General features: G+C 71.0%; 21 protein-coding genes. 16 read left to right on the top strand and 5 right to left on the bottom strand.

The window, feature by feature from the left end; translation table 11 throughout:
- Positions 1–123 precede the first annotated feature (123 nt).
- The 8 genes from AB0H82_RS25370 to AB0H82_RS25405 all read left to right on the top strand — a co-directional run bounded on the left by AB0H82_RS25370 (position 124) and on the right by AB0H82_RS25405 (position 7040).
- Positions 124–768, top strand: a complete 645-nt coding sequence (locus AB0H82_RS25370; RefSeq protein WP_362996444.1) for an HAD family hydrolase — start codon at positions 124–126, stop codon at positions 766–768.
- A gap of 68 nt (positions 769–836) precedes the next feature.
- The gene (locus tag AB0H82_RS25375) at positions 837–2048 is read left to right on the top strand and encodes an MFS transporter (protein WP_362996446.1); all 1212 of its coding nucleotides are present in this window, start codon (positions 837–839) and stop codon (positions 2046–2048) included.
- Complete coding sequence (locus tag AB0H82_RS25380; RefSeq protein ID WP_362996448.1) at positions 1999–3174, top strand: acetoin utilization protein AcuC; 1176 nt, start codon at positions 1999–2001, stop codon at positions 3172–3174. The genes AB0H82_RS25375 and AB0H82_RS25380 overlap by 50 nt, the downstream gene beginning before the upstream one ends.
- A gap of 137 nt (positions 3175–3311) precedes the next feature.
- Positions 3312–4127, top strand: coding sequence for a phosphatase (locus AB0H82_RS25385; RefSeq protein WP_362996450.1), 816 nt, complete (start codon positions 3312–3314; stop codon positions 4125–4127).
- Between the two features lie 132 nt (positions 4128–4259).
- Positions 4260–4469 (top strand): helix-turn-helix domain-containing protein, encoded by a 210-nt coding sequence (locus AB0H82_RS25390; protein ID WP_362996452.1) that lies wholly within the window; start codon positions 4260–4262, stop codon positions 4467–4469.
- Between the two features lie 146 nt (positions 4470–4615).
- The gene (locus tag AB0H82_RS25395; protein WP_003948845.1) at positions 4616–4714 is read left to right on the top strand and encodes an AURKAIP1/COX24 domain-containing protein; all 99 of its coding nucleotides are present in this window, start codon (positions 4616–4618) and stop codon (positions 4712–4714) included.
- Positions 4715–4899: 185 nt separating this feature from the next.
- Positions 4900–5961, top strand: coding sequence for an NAD-dependent epimerase/dehydratase family protein (locus AB0H82_RS25400; RefSeq protein WP_362996454.1), 1062 nt, complete (start codon positions 4900–4902; stop codon positions 5959–5961).
- 14 nt (positions 5962–5975) lie between these two features.
- Positions 5976–7040, top strand: coding sequence for a lysophospholipid acyltransferase family protein (locus AB0H82_RS25405; protein ID WP_362996456.1), 1065 nt, complete (start codon positions 5976–5978; stop codon positions 7038–7040).
- Between the two features lie 98 nt (positions 7041–7138).
- Here AB0H82_RS25405 and AB0H82_RS25410 read toward each other — a convergent pair whose 3' ends face one another.
- From AB0H82_RS25410 to AB0H82_RS25420, 3 genes are all read right to left on the bottom strand, one after another.
- Entirely contained in the window at positions 7139–8404 is a 1266-nt protein-coding gene (locus AB0H82_RS25410) for a DUF5667 domain-containing protein (RefSeq protein WP_362996458.1), read from the bottom strand.
- 238 nt (positions 8405–8642) lie between these two features.
- Positions 8643–9434 (bottom strand): ECF subfamily RNA polymerase sigma factor, BldN family, encoded by a 792-nt coding sequence (locus tag AB0H82_RS25415; protein ID WP_362996460.1) that lies wholly within the window; start codon positions 9432–9434, stop codon positions 8643–8645.
- Positions 9435–9754: 320 nt separating this feature from the next.
- On the bottom strand, positions 9755–10708 hold the full coding sequence (locus tag AB0H82_RS25420; RefSeq protein WP_362996462.1) for an HAD-IB family hydrolase: 954 nt from the start codon (positions 10706–10708) through the stop codon (positions 9755–9757).
- Between the two features lie 128 nt (positions 10709–10836).
- Here AB0H82_RS25420 and AB0H82_RS25425 point away from each other — a divergent pair, with 128 nt between their 5' ends.
- From AB0H82_RS25425 to AB0H82_RS25455, 7 genes are all read left to right on the top strand, one after another.
- Positions 10837–11151 carry a glutaredoxin family protein gene (locus AB0H82_RS25425; RefSeq protein ID WP_362996464.1) on the top strand — a complete coding sequence of 105 codons (315 nt, stop codon included), beginning with the start codon at positions 10837–10839 and terminating at the stop codon, positions 11149–11151.
- 314 nt (positions 11152–11465) lie between these two features.
- Positions 11466–12221 carry a redox-sensing transcriptional repressor Rex gene (locus AB0H82_RS25430; RefSeq protein ID WP_362996466.1) on the top strand — a complete coding sequence of 252 codons (756 nt, stop codon included), beginning with the start codon at positions 11466–11468 and terminating at the stop codon, positions 12219–12221.
- Positions 12218–13927, top strand: a complete 1710-nt coding sequence (locus AB0H82_RS25435; protein WP_362996468.1) for a glutamyl-tRNA reductase — start codon at positions 12218–12220, stop codon at positions 13925–13927. The genes AB0H82_RS25430 and AB0H82_RS25435 overlap by 4 nt, the downstream gene beginning before the upstream one ends.
- A complete protein-coding gene (gene hemC / locus AB0H82_RS25440) occupies positions 13924–14883 on the top strand; it encodes a hydroxymethylbilane synthase (RefSeq protein WP_362996470.1) in 960 nt (319 codons plus the stop codon). Before AB0H82_RS25435 ends, hemC begins: the two co-directional genes overlap by 4 nt.
- Positions 14880–16535: a uroporphyrinogen-III synthase gene (locus AB0H82_RS25445; protein WP_362996472.1), complete on the top strand. Its 1656-nt coding sequence runs from the start codon at positions 14880–14882 to the stop codon at positions 16533–16535. The genes hemC and AB0H82_RS25445 overlap by 4 nt, the downstream gene beginning before the upstream one ends.
- A 151-nt stretch (positions 16536–16686) precedes the next feature.
- Positions 16687–17676 (top strand): porphobilinogen synthase, encoded by a 990-nt coding sequence (hemB, locus tag AB0H82_RS25450; RefSeq protein WP_362996474.1) that lies wholly within the window; start codon positions 16687–16689, stop codon positions 17674–17676.
- Positions 17677–17767: 91 nt separating this feature from the next.
- Positions 17768–18748: a zinc-binding dehydrogenase gene (locus tag AB0H82_RS25455; protein WP_362996476.1), complete on the top strand. Its 981-nt coding sequence runs from the start codon at positions 17768–17770 to the stop codon at positions 18746–18748.
- Between the two features lie 26 nt (positions 18749–18774).
- On the opposite strand, the gene AB0H82_RS25460 is transcribed toward AB0H82_RS25455, so the two are convergent.
- The gene (locus AB0H82_RS25460) at positions 18775–19668 is read right to left on the bottom strand and encodes an NAD(P)-binding domain-containing protein (RefSeq protein WP_362996478.1); all 894 of its coding nucleotides are present in this window, start codon (positions 19666–19668) and stop codon (positions 18775–18777) included.
- Positions 19669–19809: 141 nt separating this feature from the next.
- A complete protein-coding gene (locus AB0H82_RS25465; protein ID WP_362996480.1) occupies positions 19810–20283 on the bottom strand; it encodes a carboxymuconolactone decarboxylase family protein in 474 nt (157 codons plus the stop codon).
- 234 nt (positions 20284–20517) lie between these two features.
- Between AB0H82_RS25465 and AB0H82_RS25470 the strand changes: the two genes are divergently transcribed.
- Complete coding sequence (locus AB0H82_RS25470) at positions 20518–21810, top strand: helix-turn-helix transcriptional regulator (RefSeq protein ID WP_362996482.1); 1293 nt, start codon at positions 20518–20520, stop codon at positions 21808–21810.
- Positions 21811–21817: the final 7 nt, after the last annotated feature.

Raw genomic sequence — 21817 nt, forward strand, 5'->3', positions numbered from 1 at the left:
ACTGCAGGGGGGACCCTGTGGGAGAGTAGGACGCCGCCGAACTCCTTTTGGATGGGAAACCCCCGCACCTTATGGTGCGGGGGTTTTCTGCGTTCTGGAGTTCCCGCGCATTAGGGTCGGGATATGCGATACGAACTGGTCATCTTCGACAACGACGGCGTCCTCGTCGACAGTGAGCCTCTTTCCAACACGGTCCTGGCCGCCTACCTGACCGAACTCGGGCACCCCACCTCGTACGAGGAGTCCCTGCGCGACTACATGGGCGGCGCCGTCCACCGCGTACACGATCTGATCCTTGAGCGGAGTGGGCAGCGGCTTCCCGACGACTTCGACGACGTTTTCCACGGGCGGGTCTTCGCTGCTTTCGAGCGGGAGCTGCAGCCTGTGGAGGGTGCCGTGGACGTGCTGGAGAAGCTGGCCGGGGACGGGGTGCCCTACTGCCTGGCCTCGTCCGGGAGCCATGAGCGGATTCGGGTCGGGCACCGGAAGGCCGGGCTCGACAAGTGGTTCGACGAGGGCCGGATCTTCAGCTCCCAGGACGTGGGGCGGGGAAAGCCGGCACCCGATCTCTTTCTTCATGCCGCCGAACGCATGGGCGTGGCGCCCGAGAAGTGTGTCGTCGTGGAGGACAGCCCGCTGGGGGTGCAGGCCGCGGTCGCCGCTGGGATGGATGTCCTCGGGTTCACCGCCATGACGCCGGCCGAGCGGCTTACGGGTGCCACCAAACTCTTCGGGGACATGCGGGAGTTGGTGGACCTCCTCGCGTGATGAGGAGCTGAGATTGGGCTCGTGATCCATCTACCCACTGGTAGACCGGGGGCCTACGCTCTGCAGCCATGACCGAAGTGCTGCGGCGCGGCAGGGCCTCGCTGGCGTTCGCCTTCCTGGTGCAGGGAGTTACGTTCGCCCTGCTCGTGACGCGGATTCCGGCGATCCAGGATCGCTACGGGATATCCGACGGGCTGCTGCCCGTCTTCCTCGCGGCGGTGCCGATCCTGGCCGGAGTCGGCAGCCTCGGCACCGAGCGGCTGGTGAAGAAGGTGCCGCCGAGCGCGGTGCTGAGATGGTCGCAGCCCGCGGTGCTGCTGGCGCTGCTCGGAGTGGGCGCGGGTGACGCGATGTGGCACGTGGCCGTGGCGCTCGGGGCGTTCGGGCTCGCGGTGGGGGCGCTCGACGCGGCCATGAACATGCTCGGAGTGAGTCTGCAACAGGCGTACGGGCGCAGCATCATGCTCGGGTTCCACGCCGCGTACAGCCTGGGCGGGATCGTGGGGGCGTCGCTCGCCTGGGCCGGGGCGCACTGGGACCTCTCGCTCTTCGTCTCCTACCTGCCGGCCGTGGCGGTGCTGCTGCCGGCCGCGCTGATCGGGAGCCGGTGGTACGTCGATGCGGCGCCGGTGAAGGGGGCGTCGGGGGAGAGGGAAGGCGGAGGCGTCGTCTTCAAGTTGCTGCTTCCGCTCTGTCTCGTGATGACGTTCGCGTACATCGGCGACTCGACGGTCTCCAACTGGAGCGCCAAGTATCTGCAGGACGTGCTGGGGAGCTCGGAGGAGGTCTCGACCGTTCCGTACAACGTCTACATGGTCATGACGCTGGTGGGGCGCGGGCTCGGGGATGTGGGGGTGCGGCGGTTCGGGGCCGTGGCGGTGGTGCGGGGCGGATCGGTGGTGGCCGCGCTGGGGTTCGCGGTCGTGGCGGTGGCCCCCGGGGCGTGGACCGGGATCGCCGGGTTCACCGTGCTCGGGCTGGGGTTGTGCGTGATCGTTCCGCAGACGTTCGCCGCGGCGGGGAAATTGTTCCCGGGGGCTTCGGATGCGGCCGTGGCGCGACTGAATGTCTTCAACTATGTGGGGTTTTTGATCGGTTCGCCGCTGGTGGGCGGGCTCGGGGATGTCTGGAACTACCGCGGGGCCATGGTCGTTCCTCTGGTGTTGGTGCTCCTGACCTTGCTGTACGCCCGTTCCTTCGCCCCGGGACCGGACCGGTACGGTGACGGGCATGAGTGGCCGCGCGCAGCTGATGTGGGACGAGGCAGTAACGGGCTATGACTTCGGCCCGGGTCACCCGATGGACCCGGTCAGGCTCGGGCTGACCCGAAGTCTGGTCGACGCCTTCGGGCTCGACCAGGAGCTGGACGTCGTCGCGGCCAAGCGCGCCGGTGACTCGACGCTGCGGCTCGTGCACCGCGGGGACTACGTGGACGCGGTCAAGGCCGCTTCCGCCGACCCCGCGTCCGCCCGCGGGGAGTACGGGCTCGGCACGGAGGACGACCCGGCCTTCGCCGGGATGCACGACGTGTCGGCGCTGATCGCCGGGCAGTCCGTGGGCGCGGCCGAAGCGGTGTGGCGCGGGGACGCGCTGCACGCGGTGAACTTCGCGGGTGGGCTGCACCACGCGATGCCAGGGGCCGCCTCCGGCTTCTGCATCTACAACGACGCGGCGCTGGCCATCGCCCGGCTCCTGGAACTGGGTGCCGAGCGCGTCGCGTACGTGGACGTGGACGTGCATCACGGCGACGGGGTGCAGGCCGCCTTCTGGGAGGACCCGCGGGTTCTGACGATCTCGCTGCACGAGCATCCGCGGACGCTGTTCCCGCAGACCGGGTGGCCCGAGGAGACCGGCGCGGACGGCCCGGCGGAAGGCACCGCGGCCAACGTCGCGCTGCCGGCCGGAACCGGTGACGCCGGGTGGGTGCGGGCCTTCCACGCCGTGGTGCCCGAGCTGCTCGCCGAGTTCCGGCCACAGGTCCTCGTGACGCAGCACGGCGCCGACACGCACTTCGAGGACCCCCTGGCGCACCTCGCGGTGTCGCTGGACGCGCAGCGGGCCGTGCAGGTCGCCTGCCACGAGCTGGCCCACGAGCACGCCGACGGGCGGTGGGTCGCCCTGGGCGGCGGGGGGTACGCCGTGGTGGACGTGGTGCCGCGGTCCTGGACCCATCTCGTGGCCATCGCGGCGGGGCGGCCCGTCGAGCCCACCGCGGAGACCCCGGAGGCATGGCGGCACGAAGTGTTCGCGCGGACCCGGCAGTTGGCGCCCGGGCGGATGACGGACGGCCGGTGGCCGGTGGACTGGAAGGGCTGGGAGTCGGGGTACGACCCCGCCGACCGGCTCGACCAGGCCGTGCTCGCCGCACGGAAGGCCGTGTTCCCGTTGCGGGGACTGCTGGCGTAGAGGGCTCTCGGCGTAGAAGGCTGGCGCGGCGTAGAGAGCGCGCGGCGAGGCCGCCGGATTATGCCCGCGTTAGCCCAACTGTGGGGGCTTTCCGGGGTTTTGAGCCACCGTGGGCACCGGTGCGCCAGCATCGGACCGTGTTGAGCACCGGCGCGCTGCGTGCGCATCTGTTGGCGGCTCGGTTGGCCGGGCCCGTGGCCACCTCGCGGGAGCAGAGCCTGCGGAGTTATCGGCTGTTCGCGGCCAGGGACCCACGGATACTGCTGGGGCTCGACCCCGAATGGAGCTGGGGCGCCGGCGACCTGTTGCGCCTGATGTCCGACAAGTGCGGTGTGTCCGCCGACCCGGGGTGCACCACGGGCACCGACGTCATCGATCCGGAACGGACGCTCACGGCGCTCGACGCCTTCGCGGAACGGCTCGCGGCGGCGGCGCGACGGCGGCTCCCGGTGCTCCTCGGGACCGGTCACCCGCACCGACTGCTCGGGTTCTACGCCGCGTTGGCGGACGCTTTGTCGGCGGCCGGATGCACTGTCCTCACCCCTGCGCAGGGCAGCAGTGTCGACATAACGACCCGGTTCGGCCTACGCACGTACAACCTTGACTACGTACAAGGAGTCGCGCTGGTGCGCGAACCCGGCGCGCGTCCCACCGGGAGTGAGACCGGCGCACACACCCACTCACCCCTCCCGATTCGGGCCGCTCTGGACGGTGCCGCGGAGGCCGGGGGACCGCTTCCCGGGTTGGTCATCGGGGACCACGGATGGGTCTGCGGAGCAGGTCAGCTGGGGTTTGAGGCGATCGGTCTGGCGGATACGGACGATCCCGCGCTGTTCGTCGGAGAGGCCGAGGGGCAGGTGTCCGTCGTCGTTCCGCTTGATGACGCTGTGCGGTCTGATTACTACCGACCGCTTACTCGCTATGTACTCAATCGAGCGTGTCTGTCACAGTAGGCGGCCGATCGCGGCTCCTCTTCCCCACTCGCATCATCCGCCCCTAGTCTGGGGAGTGAGCGCGCAGAGACGAAGAGTCACCGGAAGGGGAAGCCGGTGCCCGTCATGTGCGGAAGGTTCAGGTGGGGTGTCATGGCTGCAGAGCAGAGGCCGCTGAACGAGGTCGCGTTCCTGACCGTGGCGGAAGTCGCCGCGGTGATGCGAGTGTCCAAGATGACCGTGTACCGCTTGGTGCACAGCGGTCATCTGCCCGCCATCCGGGTCGGGAGGTCCTTCCGGGTCCCGGAGCAGGCGGTTCACGAGTACCTCCGCGAGTCTTATGTGGGGGTTGAGGCTGGTTGAGTCACGGGTCCCCGGGCCCGTGGCGCAGGGGTCATGGCTCCTCGATTACGTCCCTCACGCGGGGACAGGTAGGCTAGGCCGACGTAGGTCGTGTGGGCCCAGTCTGCTGCCCCGCACCGAGTGAAGAGAAGTGAGCGAGGGTAGTCGTGGGCTCTGTTATCAAGAAGCGGCGTAAGCGGATGGCCAAGAAGAAGCACCGCAAGCTGCTGAAGCGCACTCGCGTTCAGCGTCGCAACAAGAAGTAAGCGACAGCTGCACAGCGTGTACCGAAGCCCTCCCGTCATCCGACGGGAGGGCTTCGGTGTTTTCGGCCGTCTCTGGGTGCGCGGTCGTCACAGCGCCACGTCCACCCGCTAGCGTGGTCCGCAGCAGCCGACAGTGGTGCGGCGACGGTGGTGGGGCGAGGGTCGGGGAAAGGCAGGCGCTGATCTTGGGCAAGGTCGTGCTCGTGACCGGAGTGGCCCGGCAGCTGGGCGGACGGTTCGTCCGGCGGGTCCAGCGCGATCCCGAAGTCGACCGGGTGATCGCCGTCGACGTCGTCCCGCCCGAGCACCATCTCGGCGGCGCGGACTTCGTCCGGGCCGACATCCGGCAGCCGACGATCGCCAGGGTGCTCGCGGAGCACGGTGTGGACACGGTCGTCCACATGGACGTCAGTGCCACCGCGCTCGGCGGCCGCGACGGCAGGGGCGGCCGCGGCTCGGTCAAGGAAGCCAACGTCATCGGCACGATGCAGCTGCTCGGCGCCTGCCAGAAGTCGCCGACGGTGAAGCGGCTCGTGGTGAAGTCGAGCACCAGCGTGTACGGGGCGGCGCCCAGGGACCCCGCGGTCTTCACGGAGACCACGCCGCCCAAGTCGCTGCCCAGCGGAGGCTTCGCCAAGGACATCGTCGAGGTCGAGGGCTATGTGCGCGGCTTCGCGCGGCGCCGCCCCGACGTCGCCGTGTGCGTGCTGCGCTTCGCGAACATCCTGGGGCCCGCCGCGGACTCCCCGCTCGCCGAGTACTTCTCGCTGCCGGTCCTGCCGACCGTGTTCGGCTACGACCCGCGCCTGCAGTTCGTCCACGAGGACGACGCGGTCGAGGTGCTGCGGCTCGCCTCGCACGAGCCGCAGCGCGGCACGCTCAACAGCGGCACGTTCAACATCGCCGGCGACGGCCAGCTGCTCCTGTCCCAGTGCTCGCGGCGGCTCGGCCGGCCCACCGTGCCCCTTTTCCTGCCGGCCGTCACCTGGGTCGGTTCGGCGCTGCGCACGGTCGGCATGACGGACTTCTCGCCCGAGCAGATCAGACTGCTCACCCACGGCAGGGTCGTGGCCACCCGGCAGATGCGCGAGACACTGGGGTTCGGGCCGAAGTACACGACCGCGGAGACCTTCGCGGACTTCGTGCGCAGCCGGGGCCCCGGGCTGCTGCCACCGGGTGCCCTCGCGGGAGCAGTCGACCGGATCGCCGCCCTGCCCCTCGCGGGTGGCCACCAGAGCGCCAACTGAGGAGAGCGTCAACCATGGCGGACGCCAAGGTCATTCCGTTCGACGACGACCGGTCGCGCGGGAGTGCGCAGCGCACCTCGCGCCGGAGGTCCGTGCCCCGGCGCCAGGGTGATCCCGTGGCCGGGGTCAAGGCGCTGCCCGGGCAGCAGGACGGGGCCCAGCAGGGCGGCGACCCGGGGGTGGCGCCCCCGGAGCCTTCAGGACAGGGGCAGGGGCACCGTCAGGGGCCCCGGAGCGGTGGCGGGTGGGACCGGCGCGTCGCGGGCGGCCTGGCCTTCCTGCGGCGGCGGCTGACCGGGGAGTACGAGGTCGACGACTTCGGTTACGACGAGGAGCTCACCGACCAGGTCCTGATGTCGATGCTCCGCCCGTTCTACGAGAAGTACTTCCGGGTGGAGGTGAAGGGCGTCGAGAACATCCCCGCCGACGGCGGGGCGCTGATCGTCGCCAACCACTCCGGGACGCTGCCGCTGGACGGCCTGATGATGCAGGTCGCGGTGCACGACAACCACCCGCACGGCCGGCATCTGCGGCTCCTCGCCGCCGACCTCGTCTTCATGCTGCCGGTCATCAACGAACTGGCCCGCAAGGCGGGACACACGCTGGCCTGCGCGGAGGACGCCGAGCGGCTGCTTGAGCGGGGCGAGCTGGTCGGCGTGATGCCGGAGGGCTTCAAGGGCATCGGAAAGCCGTTCAGCGAGCGGTACAAGCTGCAGCGGTTCGGCCGCGGCGGCTTCGTGTCGACGGCGCTGCGGACGGGCTCGCCGATCGTGCCGTGCTCGATCGTCGGGGCGGAGGAGATCTACCCCATGATCGGCAACGCGAAGACGTTGGCCCGCGTGCTGGGTGTCCCGTACTTCCCGATCACGCCGACGTTCCCTTGGTTGGGGCCGTTGGGGGCGGTGCCGTTGCCGACGAAGTGGACGATTCAGTTCGGGGAGCCGATCCCGACGGATGGGTATCCGCCGGAGGCGGCGGAGGACCCGATGCTGATGTTCAACCTGACGGACCAGGTCCGGGAGCAGATCCAGCATTCGCTGTACAAGCTGTTGGTGCAGCGGCGGTCGGTGTTCTTTTAGGCCTTGCGGTTCTTTTGGGTCTTACGGTTCTTTTGGGTCTTACGCGTAAGGGGGCGCCCTCCTGGTGGAGGGCGCCCCCTTTTCGCGTGCTGGTGGGGCTACTTCGTGTCCTCGCCCTTGATTCCCAGCTCCGGGAGTTGGAGGCCGGGGAGGAGCGGGGGCAGTGTGACGTCCGGTTTCGGTGGGGTGGTGTGCTGGCCGGGCTTGCTCTTGCCGTCCGAGGGGGCCGGGCTCGACTTCTTCTCGTCCGGCGGGTCGAGGAGGCCGCCGGTGGTGCCGCCGAGGATGCCGTCGTCCTCGCGGTCCGACGTGGAGGGCCTGGGCTTGCTGTCGCTGCCCGCCCCGCCGCCGTGCGAGCTGCCGCGGCCCGAGGGGTGGGTGGTGCGCCCCTCGGAGCTGTCGGAGCCGCTGGGGCTCTGGGACGTCCGGCCCGTCGTGCCGCCCTTCTCCGGAGGGCGGGGCAGCAGGGACCGCAGCGGCTCGACCTCTTCGTCTATGGCGTCGAAGACGGAGTTCACCTGCTCGCCCACGTCGCCCAGCTGGACGGGGAGGCGGCCCTGGAGGTCGGTCCACGCCTCGCGGTGCGACCGGGAGAACGCGGACAGCGCCTGGATGGGGCCGAGGGAGCCGTCGCGCTCGTACGCCTCAAGGAGGAGGCGGTGGCCTTCCGTGGCGTCGTGCCGCATGCCGGAGAGGGCTCGCCTGACCTCGCCGAGCGACTCGTGGTCGAGGGCGCCGGAGCGGCCCCGCTCCATCAGCCTGCGGGCCTCGCTCAGCCGTGTGGAGGCCTGGTCGAGATAGATCCGGCCGCGGTCGCTGTCCCCGTCGGCCAGGCCCCGCTTGAAGTCCTCCATGCCGCGCTTGAGGCCGTACAGCGAGTCGCCCGGGAGGGCGTCGGAGCTGGCGGCGGCGATACCGCCGAACGCGCCCGCGGCGACGCCGACGGTGAGGCCGCCGGCCGCGATGCCCTTGGACAGGCGGGAGCGCGGACGCAGTTTCTGCAGGGCGCCCGCTCGGTGGGCGCCCTTGCGGGACCGCTGCTGTGGCACCGACGGCGCGCCGCCCTCCAGGAGCATGGCTTCCATCGCGGCCACGAGCTGGGCGCGCTGGACGACCTTGACCTCGGGGTCGAGGGCGGGTTTGGGCAGCGCGTCGAGACCGTCCGCCAGAGCCATCAGGTGGCTCTGCTCGGTCGGCTCGGCGCGGGCCGTGGTGGTTTCGGTGGACTCCACGGGTGCGGCCGCGGGCGCGGACGTGAGCGCGGAGTCCTCGGACTGCTCGGCTGCCGGGCCCTGGTCGGAACGCTCCTCCAGGGCCTGGGCGAAGGCGTTCGCCCGCCGGTGGGCCGATACGTTCGCGATCACTGGCGGCACCTCCTCTCGTCATGACGGTCGACTCCCCAGGGGGTCCTGAGGGTTGCATGTCCTGACCATTTCCACACGATCGAGTGAGCGGAGCCAGCCAGGTAGCGACCACAGGGAGCCTGCATCCCGCACAACGAGCGGCGCGGCACTTGGGTTACGGACGGCGGATGATCGGACCGCGAGAATTCCGTGGCGACCATCTGGCCGCCACGGAAGGGGAGTTGGGCATGACGGGCCGCTAGCGGGCGTCGTCGGGCAGCAGACGGGCGAGGGTGCGCACCGCGCGGTACTGAAGGGTTTTGATCGCGCCTTCGTTCTTTCCCATGACCCGCGCGGTCTCGGCGACGGAGAGGCCCTGGAGGAAGCGCAGGGTCACGCATTCCTGCTGCTGGGGGTTGAGGCGGCGGACGGCTTCGAGGAGGGCGGCGTTCGAGAGGGACTCCAGGACGGAGTCCTCGGGGCTGCGCTCGACTTCGTTGGCGTCGAGCATTTCGCCGGTGGTCACTTCGAGGCGGAAACGGCTCGATTTGAAGTGGTCGGCGACGAGGTTGCGGGCGATCGTGACCAGCCAGGCGCCGAAGTCACGGCCCTGCCAGGTGAAGGTGCCGATGCGGCGGAGGGCGCGCAGAAAGGTCTCACTGGTGAGGTCCTCGGCGGTCGCCTTGCCGCCGACGCGGTAGTAGATGTAGCGGTAGACCGTGTCGCTGTACTGGTCGTAGAGGCGGCCGAAGGCGTCGGACTCGCCGGCTTGGGCGCGCTCGACGAGTTCCATCATGCGGGCGCTGTCGCTGTCCGCGGCGGGACGGCGGGGGGCGGGGGCCGAGGTGGCGGCAGCGGCGGAGCGGCCCCGTCTGCTGACTGCCGCACCGCCGTTCGCCAGGGCATAGCACGGCCCGGCGGGTGCGGGGACGGCGAGGGCGGGGACGGCGGGGACGGCGTACGCGGTGGGGACGAAGCCGCGCAAGCGGTCGATGACCGATGCGCGCAGCGTAGCCAGGCCCGAGGTGTCAACCCCGACGTGTGGGTACACGGGACTCCCAGAGGCAGAGCTTCCATCACGTGCAGTGCGGGACCGTTCACCCGTCGTAGCGACGTGTGGGGTCCCTTATGCGTCTGAGGAGAATAACGCTTCGTACAGGCAGCACTACACCCAGTTGCTCAAATCATCGATTACGTCGCTTCTGTAACCGATTGACGCCCGTTCAAGTGCCGCAGAGTGAGCACTTGTTGATCGAATGAGTTCACATTCCGTGTCGGCCTGAGGCGTGTTGTGGCCGAGTGCTACCGCCGTGACTGACGGGAGACGGGGCGGGGTAGGACCGACGGATTGCTCGCCGGCGGCGGCGACGCTCAGTGGCGGCGGCGGTGCAGCGCCACGGCGGCGGCCGCGCCGCCCGCGAGCGCGCCGACACCCGCGGCGGCCGGGATGCCGACCTTCGCGGCCTTGCGGCCGGTGCGGTAGTCCCGCAGTCGCCAGTCCCGGGCGCGGGCGTGCTTGCGCAGTTTGGCGTCGGGGTTGATCGCGTACGGATGTCCGACGAGCGAGAGCATCGGGATGTCGTTGTGCGAGTCGCTGTACGCGGCGCAGCGGCCCAGGTCGAGGCCCTCGGCGGCGGCCAGGGCGCGGACCGCCTCGGCCTTCGCGGGGCCGTGCAGGGGCTCGCCGACGAGCTTGCCGGTGTAGACGCCGCCGATGGACTCGGCGACGGTGCCGAGGGCGCCGGTCAGGCCGAGGCGGCGGGCGATGACCGTGGCGATCTCCACCGGGGCCGCGGTGACCAGCCAGACCTTCTGGCCCGCGTCGAGGTGGGCCTGGGCGAGGGCGCGGGTGCCCGGCCAGATCCGCTCGGCCATGTACTCGTCGTAGATCTCCTCGCCGATGGACATCAGCTCGGCGACGCGGTGGCCCTTGACGATGGAGAGGGCGCTGTCGCGGGCGTCCTGCATGTGCTCGGGGTCCTCGACGCCGGCGAGCCTGAACCACGCCTGCTGCCAGGCGAACCTGACCAGTTCCTGGCGTTCGAAGAACTTCCGCTTGTAGAGGCCGCGGCCGAAGTGGAAGATCGCGGCGCCCTGCATCACGGTGTTGTCGAGGTCGAAGAAGGCGGCGGCCTTGTCGTCGCCGACGACGGGGAACTCCGGCTCCCGCGACGCTTCGTCGGGCGCGGTCCGCGCGGCGAGGGCGTCCAGTTCCTCCAGTTCCTGCGAGGACTTGCGCGCTGCCTCGGCCGAGGCCTCGCCTGCCAACACGCTCCGCGCCGTGGCGGAGCGCCTACGGGGGGTGAGCCATCCGAGAGCGGCCATGTCGTGAGCATAGCCAGTCTGTTCGGTGGTCCCGGAGTCGGGAGGATTCGGGCCTGTGAACTCTCCGCGACCGGGCCGTTAATCGGGCCGCGCCCGGCGTGTCCTCCAGCGGTGTCCGCCGGGCGAGAATGGGGGCCATGAGCCCTATTTTCCGTCGTAGTGGCGGTCGTGCGGAGAAGAGTCGTACGGAGAAGAAGCAGCCGCGGGAGCGGTTGGTCACCCTCATCGGGAAGCCGGGGTGTCATCTGTGCGATGACGCACAGGCGGTGATCGAGAAGGTCTGCGGGGAGCTCGGCGCGCCCTGGGAGAAGAAGGACATCACGCAGGACGAGGAGCTGCACCGGGCCTACTGGGAGCAGATTCCGGTGGTGCTCGTGGACGGAGAGCAGCACACCTTCTGGCGGGTGGACGAGGGCCGGCTGCGGCGCGAGCTCGCGGGGTAGGCCGGAAAGGGCCGTCACCTACTGACCGACCAGTCCAAAGTTCCCGCGAAGTCGATTACGCTTTGGGGCGGTTTTGGTCTCGGGGGCGATGATCGTGAGGAGAGTGTGCGGTTTTGCCCCCATCAAAAGAGCAACGACGCGGTCCGTGCGCCGGTTCCACGATTGCGCGCCGGGGGCGCGTGACCCCCATCACGTTGGCCGGGCAAATCGGACACCATCTTTGTGCACGCGTTCACAAAGACATAGCCTGCATTCGACGGGGCGGTCTGGGGACGAGTGACCGCCTGCAGCCCCGCTCTACCCGCAGGAGCACCGTGGCAACTGGCCGAACTCACCGACCGGCGACCCGCAGCCGAGGGATTCCCGAGGCCACCGTCGCCAGGCTTCCGCTGTACCTCCGAGCCCTCACCGCACTGTCGGAGCGCTCGGTGCCCACGGTCTCCTCCGAGGAGCTCGCGGCCGCCGCGGGGGTCAACTCCGCGAAGCTGCGCAAGGATTTCTCGTACCTCGGTTCCTACGGGACGCGCGGCGTCGGCTACGACGTCGAGTATCTCGTGTACCAGATCTCCCGTGAACTCGGGCTGACCCAGGACTGGCCGGTCGTCATCGTCGGCATCGGTAACCTCGGCGCCGCCCTCGCCAACTACGGCGGGTTCGCCTCCCGCGGTTTCCGCGTGGCGGCACTGATCGACGCCGACCCGGCCATGGCGGGCACGCCCGTCGCCGGCATGCCGGTGCAGCACACCGACGACCTCGAAAAGATCATCGAGGAGAACGGCGTCTCGATCGGCGTCATCTCGACCCCGGCCGGCGCCGCCCAGCAGGTCTGCGAGCGGCTCGTCGCCGCCGGTGTGACCTCCATCCTGAACTTCGCGCCGACCGTCCTCTCGGTGCCGGACGGTGTCGACGTACGCAAGGTCGATCTCTCCATCGAGCTGCAGATCCTCGCCTTCCACGAGCAGCGCAAGGCCGGGGAGGACGCGGCGCCCGAGGGCCCCGTCCCGCCCGTGTCGGCCAAGCAGCAGCGGAAGGGACCCGACGGGGACGTGCCCGCCGTGATGCCGGCATGAGTCTCCTGGTCGTGGGGCTGAGTCACCGCAGCGCCCCGGTGAGCGTCCTGGAGCGTGCCGCGCTGCCCGCGGACGCGCAGGCCAAGCTGTTGCAGGACACCCTCGCAGCCGAGCCCGCCGCCGAGGCGGCCGTGCTCGCCACCTGCAACCGCATCGAGCTCTACGCCGACGTGGACAAGTTCCACGCGGGCGTCGCCGAGCTGTCCACGCTGCTCGCCCAGCACAGCGGCGTCGGCCTGGAGGAGCTCACCCCCTATCTCTACGTGCACTACGAGGACCGCGCCGTCCACCACCTCTTCTCGGTGGCGTGCGGGCTCGACTCGATGGTCGTCGGCGAGGGGCAGATCCTCGGGCAGATCAAGGACGCCCTGGCGCGCTCGCAGGAGCTGCACACCGCGGGCAAGCTCCTCAACGACCTCTTCCAGCAGGCCCTCCGGGTCGGCAAGCGCGCGCACTCCGAGACCGGCATCGACCGGGCCGGGCAGTCCCTCGTGACCTTCGGCCTCGAACAGCTCGCGGTGCGCGAGCCGGTCGACGCCTGGGCGGCGGGCAAGCGGGCCGTGGTCATCGGCGCGGGCTCCATGTCCTCGCTGGCCGCGGCGACGCTCGCGCGCGCCGGTGTGGCGGAGATCGTGGTCGCCAACCGCACGCTGGAGCGCGCCGAGCGGCTCGCGGAGATCCTCGCCGGGACCGGCGAGCACGGGGTGCGTGCCCGCGCCGTCCCCATGGACGCCGTGGCGGACGAACTGACACGTGCCGACGTGGCCGTCTCCTGCACGGGAGCGACCGGCCTGGTGCTGACCGCGGAAGCCGTCACCGCCGCCGTCGAGGGGCGCGTGCCCCGGGCGGACGGCCCGCTCGACGAAGCGTCCGCGCCGACCGGAAACGGTTCGCCGGGCCAGGGCGCACGGACGGCCACGGTCGCCGACGAGGGCTGTCCGGTCGACCTGTCCGCGCCGCGCGGATTCTCCGTCGCCGGCGAGGAGGCCGTCGCCGGGATGGACGCGGCGTCCCTGGAGCAGCACGCGGCCTGGGTGGACAACGCCCCGGCCGAGCGGCGCGAGGAGCAGGCCGCCGACCCGCGGGCCGAGGCCGACGCGATCGCCGCCCTTGTGGCCGCCGCACGCGTCACGGGCCGCCTTCCGGAGCGCCGCCTGCGCACGTCGTCGGCGGGTGCGGCCCGCCCGGCCGTGCTCGCCCTCCTCGACCTCGCCATGCCCCGCGACATCGACGCCGCGGCGCACCGCATCCCCGGTGTGCGGCTCGTCGACATCGAGTCGCTGGCCGAGGCATCCGCCGACGCGCCCATGGCCAACGACGTCGAGCAGGTCCGCGGCATCGTCTCCGACGAGGTCGCCGCCTTCGGCGCCGCCCAGCGGGCCGCGCACATCACGCCGACCGTGGTCGCCCTGCGCACCATGGCCGCCGACGTGGTGGCGGGCGAGATGGCCCGGCTCGAAGGACGCCTGCCGGGTCTGGAGGACAAGCAACGCGCGGAGATCACGCAGACCGTGCGCCGCGTCGTCGACAAGCTGCTGCACGCGCCGACGGTGCGGGTCAAGCAGCTGGCGAGCGAGCCCGGCGGCGCCGGGTACGCGGACGCGCTGCGCACGCTCTTCGACCTCGACCCGCAGACGGTCGCGGCGGTCAGCAGGGCTGACCACTTGAACAACGAGAACGACGACCCGAATAGAGGCCGGGCATGACCGAGAGGGCTCTCAGGCTCGGGACCAGGCGCAGCAGGCTGGCCATGGCCCAGTCCGGCCAAGTGGCCGATGCAGTCAAGGAGTTGACGGGGCGCCCCGTCGAGCTGGTGGAGATCACGACGTACGGCGACACCTCGCGCGAGCACCTGGCGCAGATCGGTGGCACCGGCGTCTTCGTCGCCGCGCTGCGCGAGGCGCTGGCCCGCGACGAGGTCGACTTCGCCGTGCACTCGCTCAAGGACCTGCCCACCGCGCAGCCCGCCGAGCTCACCCTCGCCGCGGTGCCGGTGCGCGAGGACCCGCGCGACGCGCTGGTGGCGCGCGACGGGCTGACCTTCGCGGAGCTGCCCGACGGCGCGCGCGTGGGCACCGGCTCGCCGCGCCGCATGGCGCAGCTGAACGCGTACGCGCGCAGCCACGGCATGACCATCGAGACCGTGCCGATCCGGGGGAACGTCGACACCCGCATCGGATACGTGCACAAGGGGGAGCTCGACGCCGTCGTGCTCGCCGCCGCCGGACTCAACCGCGTCGGCAGGTCCGACGAGGTGACCGACCTCCTGTCGGTCGACACCGTTCTGCCCGCCCCCGGCCAGGGGGCACTGGCGATCGAGTGTGCCGCGCACAACGCGTCACTCGCCGCCGCGCTCGCCGAGCTCGACGACCCGTACACCCGGGCCGCCGTGACCGCCGAGCGGTCCCTGCTCGCCGCCCTGGAAGCCGGTTGCAGCGCGCCCGTGGGCGCGTTGGCCGACCTCTTGGCCGACGGGCAGATTGTCAAGGAAATGCGCCTGCGCGGCGTCGTCGGTACGACCGACGGCTCGACGCTGGTGCAGCTGTCCACCACCGGTCCCGTGCCCGAGACGGAGGCCCGAGCCATGGCGCTGGGCCGTGAGCTCGCGGTCGAGATGCTTGCCAAGGGCGCGGCCGGTCTGATGGGGGAGCGAGCACTTTGAGCCCCACCTCGAACCTTCCAGGCCTTCCCGCACACGGGCACGTCACCTTCCTCGGTGCCGGACCCGGAGATCCGGGACTGCTGACCCTGCGCGCCGTCGAGGCGCTGGCCCGAGCGGATGTGCTGATCGCCGAGCCGGATGTGCTCGACGTCGTCCGCGTGCATGCCAGGGGAGGTGTGGACACACCCCAGCCGACAGCTGACGACACGTCAATGACCGCCGACGCGACGCCGTTCCGAGCTGCCGCCAATCTTGTCATGGAGGCGGCGCGGGGCGGCAGGCGGGTCGTGCGTGCGGTGAGCGGCGACCCGGGCCTCGACACGTACGCGGCGGGCGAGATGCTCGCCTGCGCCGCCGAGGGCATCCCCTTCGAGGTGGTGCCGGGCATCGCGGCCGCCGTCGGTGTGCCCGCGTACGCGGGTGTGCCGCTGCGGGACGCGCAGGGCACGGACGTCCGCTTCGTCGACGCCCGTACCGCGTCCGACCGCTGCTGGAGCGAGGTCGGCGCGTCCGACGGGACGGTCGTCGTCTCGGTGGCGCTCGACTCCGTGGCCGCGGCGGCCGGTGAGCTGGTGGCCGCGGGCCGCAAGCCGGACACCCCGATGACCGTGACCGTGGCCGGTACGACGACGCGCCAGCGCACCTGGACCGCGACGCTCGGCACCGTCGCGCAGGTCCTCAAGCAGGCGAAGGTGCTGCCGTCCCCGGACGGCGGCCGGCCCGTCATAGCCGTGGTCGGCGAGTCCTGCGCCGCCGCCCAGCGCGAACAGCTGTCGTGGTTCGAGTCGAAGCCGCTCTTCGGGTGGCGGGTGCTCGTGCCGCGTACGAAGGAGCAGGCGGCCTCGCTCTCCGACCAGCTGCGGTCCTACGGCGCGGTGCCGCACGAGGTCCCGACCATCGCGGTCGAGCCGCCGCGCACGCCCCAGCAGATGGAGCGCGCGGTCAAGGGCCTGGTCACCGGCCGGTACGAGTGGATCGCCTTCACGTCCGTCAACGCCGTCAAGGCGGTGCGGGAGAAGTTCGAGGAGTACGGGCTCGACGCGCGTGCCTTCGCCGGGATCAAGGTCGCGGCCGTCGGCGAGCAGACCGCCGCCGCGCTGATCGCCTTCGGCGTGAAGCCGGACCTGGTGCCGAGCGGTGAGCAGTCGGCCGCCGGTCTCCTGGAGGACTGGCCGCCGTACGACCCGGTCTTCGACCCGATCGACCGGGTGTTCCTGCCGCGGGCCGACATCGCCACGGAGACGCTGGTCGCCGGGCTCATCGATCTCGGGTGGGAGGTCGACGACGTCACCGCCTACCGGACGGTGCGGGCGTCGCCGCCGCCGGCGGAGACGCGGGAGGCGATCAAGGGCGGTGGCTTCGACGCGGTCCTCTTCACCTCGTCGTCCACGGTGCGCAATCTCGTCGGGATCGCCGGGAAGCCGCACAACGTCACCGTGATCGCTTGCATCGGGCCCGCTACCGCGAAGACCGCGGAGGAGCATGGGCTGCGGGTGGATGTGATGGCTCCGGAGCCGTCGGTGCACAAGCTGGCCGAGGCCTTGGCGGAGTTCGGCAATCGGCGTCGGGCGGCGGCGCTTGAGGCGGGTGACCCCGTCACCCGGCCCAGTGAGCGTCGGCCCGGTTCGCGTCGGCGACGCACGGCGCCGTAGGTTCTATGGGTGGGCGCCTCCCTGAATGTGCTCTGCACCGGGGGTTGTGCCCACCCGTCCCTCCCCCAGTGCCTTAAGGGCCTGGGGGGACCCCCAGCGGAACGCCTGCCCACAGCAGGTAAATGCCCAGCGGTTCGAGGTGAGGGTTGCAGTGACTAAGTACGGGTCTTTTCCCGGGGCGCGGCCTCGGCGGATGCGGACCACTCCCGCCATGCGGCGCATGGTCGCCGAGACGCGGTTGCATCCGGCCGATCTGATCCTGCCCGCGTTCGTGCGCGAGGGGATCAGTGAGCCGGTGGAGATCGGCGCCATGCCCGGCGTCGTGCAGCACACCCGCGACACCCTGAAGAAGGCCGCCGTCGAGGCGCTGGAGGCCGGGGTCTCCGGGATCATGCTCTTCGGTGTGCCGGAGGAGTCGAAGAAGGACGGTCTGGGGACGGCGGGCACCGACCCGGACGGCATCCTTCAGGTGGCGCTCCGCGACGTGCGCGCCGAGGTCGGCGACGACCTCATCGTCATGTCGGACCTGTGCCTCGACGAGACGACCGACCACGGGCACTGCGGTGTCCTCGACGCCGAGGGCCGGGTCGACAACGACGCGACCCTGGAGCGGTACGCGGAGATGGCGCAGGTGCAGGCCGACGCGGGCGCCCACGTGGTGGGCCCGAGCGGCATGATGGACGGTCAGGTCGGCGTCATCCGTGACGCGCTGGACCAGGTCGGCCACGAGGATGTCGCCATCCTCGCGTATGCCGTGAAGTACTCCTCGGCCTTCTTCGGCCCCTTCCGCGAGGCCGTCGGTTCGTCCCTCAAGGGTGACCGCAAGACCTACCAGCAGGACCCGGCCAACATCCGGGAGTCCCTGCGGGAGCTGGCGCTCGACCTCGAAGAGGGCGCCGACATGGTGATGGTGAAGCCCGCGGGCCCCTACCTCGACATCCTGGCAAGGGTCTCCGACGAGTCCGACGTGCCGGTGGCGGCGTACCAGATCAGTGGCGAGTACGCCATGATCGAGGCCGCCGCCGAGCGGGGCTGGATCGACCGGGACAAGGCGATCATGGAGTCCCTGACGGGGATCAAGCGCGCGGGCGCCAACATGATCCTGACGTACTGGGCGACCGAGGTCGCGCGGCAGCTCTGATCCGCCCGACGACGGCCCTTGACCTCAACCTTGGTTGAGGTCGGAGGGTGGTGTGCATCGACGTTCGTTTCCACGTTCCGAGGAGCACACCATGCGCGCTGTCGTCCTGCACGAGTTCGGACCCGCCGAGAACCTGCGCCACGAGACCCTGCCCGACCCCGTCGCGGGGCCCGGGCAGGTGCGGATCGCCGTGAAGGCGGCGGGAGTTCACTTCGTCGAGACCGTCATGCGCCGGGGCGAGGCGTCCGACATGGCGCCGCCGCTGCCCGAGCTGCCCGCCGTCTTCGGCGGTGAGGTCGCGGGGACCGTGGAGTCCGTGGGGCCCGACGTCGACGGTGAATGGCTCGGGCGGTCCGTGGTGGTCCCGCGCTCGGTACCCGGCGGGTACGCCGAGCTGGCGGTCGCGGATGTGGCGAAGCTGCACGTCGTCCCGGACGGGCTCGGCTTCGAGGCGGCGGTGACCATGGTGGTGACCGGGGCCACCACCATGGGGCTCCTGAGTTCTGCCCAACTCCGTGCGGACGACGTGGTGCTGGTGACGTCCGCCGCCGGTGGCGTGGGGCGGCTCGTGGTCCAGTACGCGCACGCGCTCGGGGCGACGGTGGTCGGCGCGGCGGGCGGCCCCGCCAAGGTCGAGGCCGTGCGCGCGCTCGGCGCCGACATCGCCGTCGACTACAACGAGCCCGGCTGGCAGCACGAGGTCGCCGAGCGGCTCGGCGGCGGCCGGCGCGTCACCGCCGTACTCGACGGGGTGAGCGGTGAGAAGGGCGCCGCGGCCTTCGAGTTGATCGCCGACGGAGGACGGTACGTCGTCATCGGCTGGTCGTCGCAGGAGGCCTTCGAGCCGGGGCCCGAGCTGCTCGCGGAGCGGCGGATCACCTTCACCAACGCGCTGCTCCAGCTGCTCGCGAGCCCCGAGGACGGTCCCGCGTACGAGCGGGAGGCTCTGGAGGCCGCCGCCAAGGGGGAGTTGGTGCCCGACGTGCAGACGTTCCCGCTGGAGCGGGCGGCCGAGGCGCACGCCGCCATCGAGCGCCGGGAGACCACCGGGAAGGTGGTGCTCGTCCCGTAGCGGTGCGGGCCGGCGCCCCGTGGGGCTCAGTCCTTGTTGAGCAGCAGCGCCATGCGCGAGAAGCCGTCGGCGCCGTGACCCTGCTCGACGGCGCGGTCCAGGAGGTCCTGGAGCGGCTCGAACAGGTCGGTGTGCAGGCCCTGTTCGGCGAACGCGGTGGTGAAGTTCGGGAACGCCTCGCGGTTCATGGCCAGGTTCGAGACGTCCGTCAGGTGCTGGTCGGTGTCGAGTGCCTCGGCGCCCTCGGGCACCAGGCCCCGCGTCATGGCGATGATCCAGTCGGTCAGCAGCGGCGCGAGCTCACGGGCCGGGATGCCCTCGCTGCGGATCATCGCGAAGGCCTGGGCGACGCCCATCGCCATGCCGTACATGCCGGTGAGCAGCGACAGGTCGTACAGGGCCGCGAGGCCCGGGTCCTTGCCGACCCACTTGGTGTCGGCGAGGGCGGCCAGCGTGGGGCGGTGCGTCTCGAAGGCCGCCTCGTCGGTGCCGCTGTAGAAGATGTACGCCCCGGGGGTGGCGATCATCTGCGGGACGGCCATGATGCCGCCGTCGATGTACGTGATGCCGTGCGCCGCCGCCCACTCCGCCAACTCCCGCGCCTGGCCCGGGGTTCCGTTGGTGAGGTTCACGACGGTGCGGCCTGCGAGCGCGTCGGCCTCCGGCGCCAGGAGAGCGCGTACGTTGTCGTTGGTCGTCAGGCAGACGATGACGAGGTCGGCGGCGGTGATGGCGTCCCGCGCGGTGTCGGCGGGGGTGGCGCCCTGGGCCGCGAGGGGACCGGTCTTGGACTTCGTGCGGTTCCACACGGTCGTCGGGTGCCCGGCCCCGATCAGGGCGGTGGCGAGCGCGGTGCCCATGAGGCCGAGGCCGAGAACGCTGACGGGGGAACTGTCGGTCTTGGGGCTGTTGCTGGGCACGGGGGAGCTCCTTCGAGGGCGTTCCGTCGGGTACGCGTCCGATCCTCGTTCCGCCCCCACCGCCGGACAAGTACCGACTATTTTGTGCGGTACTCACCAAAAGGTGTGTGAGCAGGTCAGGGCTCCCCGTGCCGGTGGCGGTCAGCCGAACTGGCCGGGCTGGTAGTCGCCGGCGGGCTGCTGGATGATGACGTTCAGCCGGTTGAAGCTGTTGATGAGCGCGATCTGCATCACCAGACCGGTGAGCTGCTCCTCGTCGTAGTGCTTCGCGGCGTTGGCCCACACCTCGTCCGAGACACCGCCCGCGGCGTCGGCGAGGCGTGTGCCCTCCTCCGCCAGCTCCAGCGCGGCCCGCTCGGCCTCGGTGAACACCTTGGCCTCGCGCCACGCCGCGACCAGGTGGAGACGCGTCTGCGTCTCACCGGCGGCGACCGCTTCCTTGGTGTGCATGTCGAGGCAGAACCCGCAGCCGTTGATCTGGCTCGCGCGGATCCTCACCAGCTCCAGCGTCGCGGCCGGCAGACCGGTCTCCGAGATGATTTTGTCGACCGCGGTCAGGTGCTTGAAGGCCTTTCCCGCGGACGGGCTGGCGAAGACGTTCAAACGGGGTCCCATGATGTGCTCCTGTGCCGTTGTTGGTGCCGGGTCCTACACCTCTACGACGGAGGAGCACGGGCGAGATGTGACAGAAGCGGGTGTGACCTGGGTCTCTCCCGGTTCGTGGCGGGCCGGGGAACCGTGCTGTGCTGGGTCGTCGTCTGTGCCACGAGGGTCGCCGCACCCTCGTCCCGGATGCCGGTGCCGTCCGAGCAGACCGTCAGGGACAGCATGGAATGGTGGAGGGCGGAGATGGCATCTCTCGCGGAGTTGCTGCGGGAGCTCAAGGAGCGGTCCGGGCTCAGCTATGGAGTGCTGGCGCGACGGCTTCACATGAGTACGTCGACGTTGCACCGGTACTGCAACGGGGATGCCGTGCCGACGGAGTTCGCCCCCTTGGAGCGGTTCGCCCGACTCTGCAAGGCGACCCCGGAAGAGCTCGTCGAGGTCCACCGGCAGTGGATCCTCGCGGACGCGACGCGCGGCAAGAAGGCGCCCGTCGCTCTTAGCGCCCCGGCGCCCGCGCCGCAGCCGCAGCAACAGGAGCCGCCGGAACCGGAGTCGGACCCGGACCGGGTCGTGGTCCTCTCCGAGCGGTCCCCGTCGCGGAAGCGGCGGACCGTCGTGCTCACGGCCGCCGTCGCCGCGGTCGTCGGCCTCGGCTCCGTCGCCCTCGCCATGAACGGCGGGGAGGACGGCGACGGGAACCGGCGGAACGCACAGGCCGCATCCTCACCGGAACCCGGCGACCCCGCGGACACCGCACCCGGCAAGGCCAAGAACGCGAAGGACGACGGCAAGGACGGGAAGGACGAGAAGGACGGCGGCAAGAACAAGAAGGGTGGCTCCTCCGCCTCGCCGTCCGGGAAGGGGAGCCCGTCCCCGGACGCCCCCCACCGCGGCCGCAAGGGACCCACGTCCGGCGGCGCGCGGAGCGACCCCGGCGTACCCCTGACGGTGCGCACCAGGCCGTACGCCTACGACGACCCCTGCCTCCAGAACTTCCTGGTGAACCGCAAGGCCGACGAGGTGCCCGAGCAGCCCGCGGCGCAGGACGCGGCGGCCTGGGTCGGCGACCTCGGCGCCGTCCCGGCCGGCTACCAGTTCATCGAGGTCACCGTCCAGGGCATGAGCGAGGACACCGTCGTCCTCCAGGACCTGAACGTCCGCGTGCAGAGCACCAGCGCGCCGCTGGCCTGGAACAACTTCCAGATGGCGACCGGCTGCGGCGGCACCGTGAACACCAAGTCCTTCGCCGTCGACCTCGATGCCGCGACGCCGGACGCCAAGCCCGTGGCGGGCCAGCGCGACTTCCCGTACAAGGTCAGCGAGAGCGACCCCGAGGTCTTCTACATCATGGCCAACACCGAGCTGCACGACGTGCGGTGGCAGCTGGAGCTGGAGTGGTCGAGCGGCAAGCGGCACGACACGCTGCGCGTCGACGACCAGGGCAAGCCGTTCCGCACCAGCGGCAGGAAGGGACGCCCGACCTACGGCTGGCCGCCCGGCGCCTCCAAGTGGGAGAGGCAGCTGCAGGACGGCTGAGCTCCGG

The organism is Streptomyces sp. NPDC050732 (assembly GCF_040654255.1).
In the GTDB taxonomy this organism is placed as follows: Bacteria; Actinomycetota; Actinomycetes; order Streptomycetales; family Streptomycetaceae; genus Streptomyces.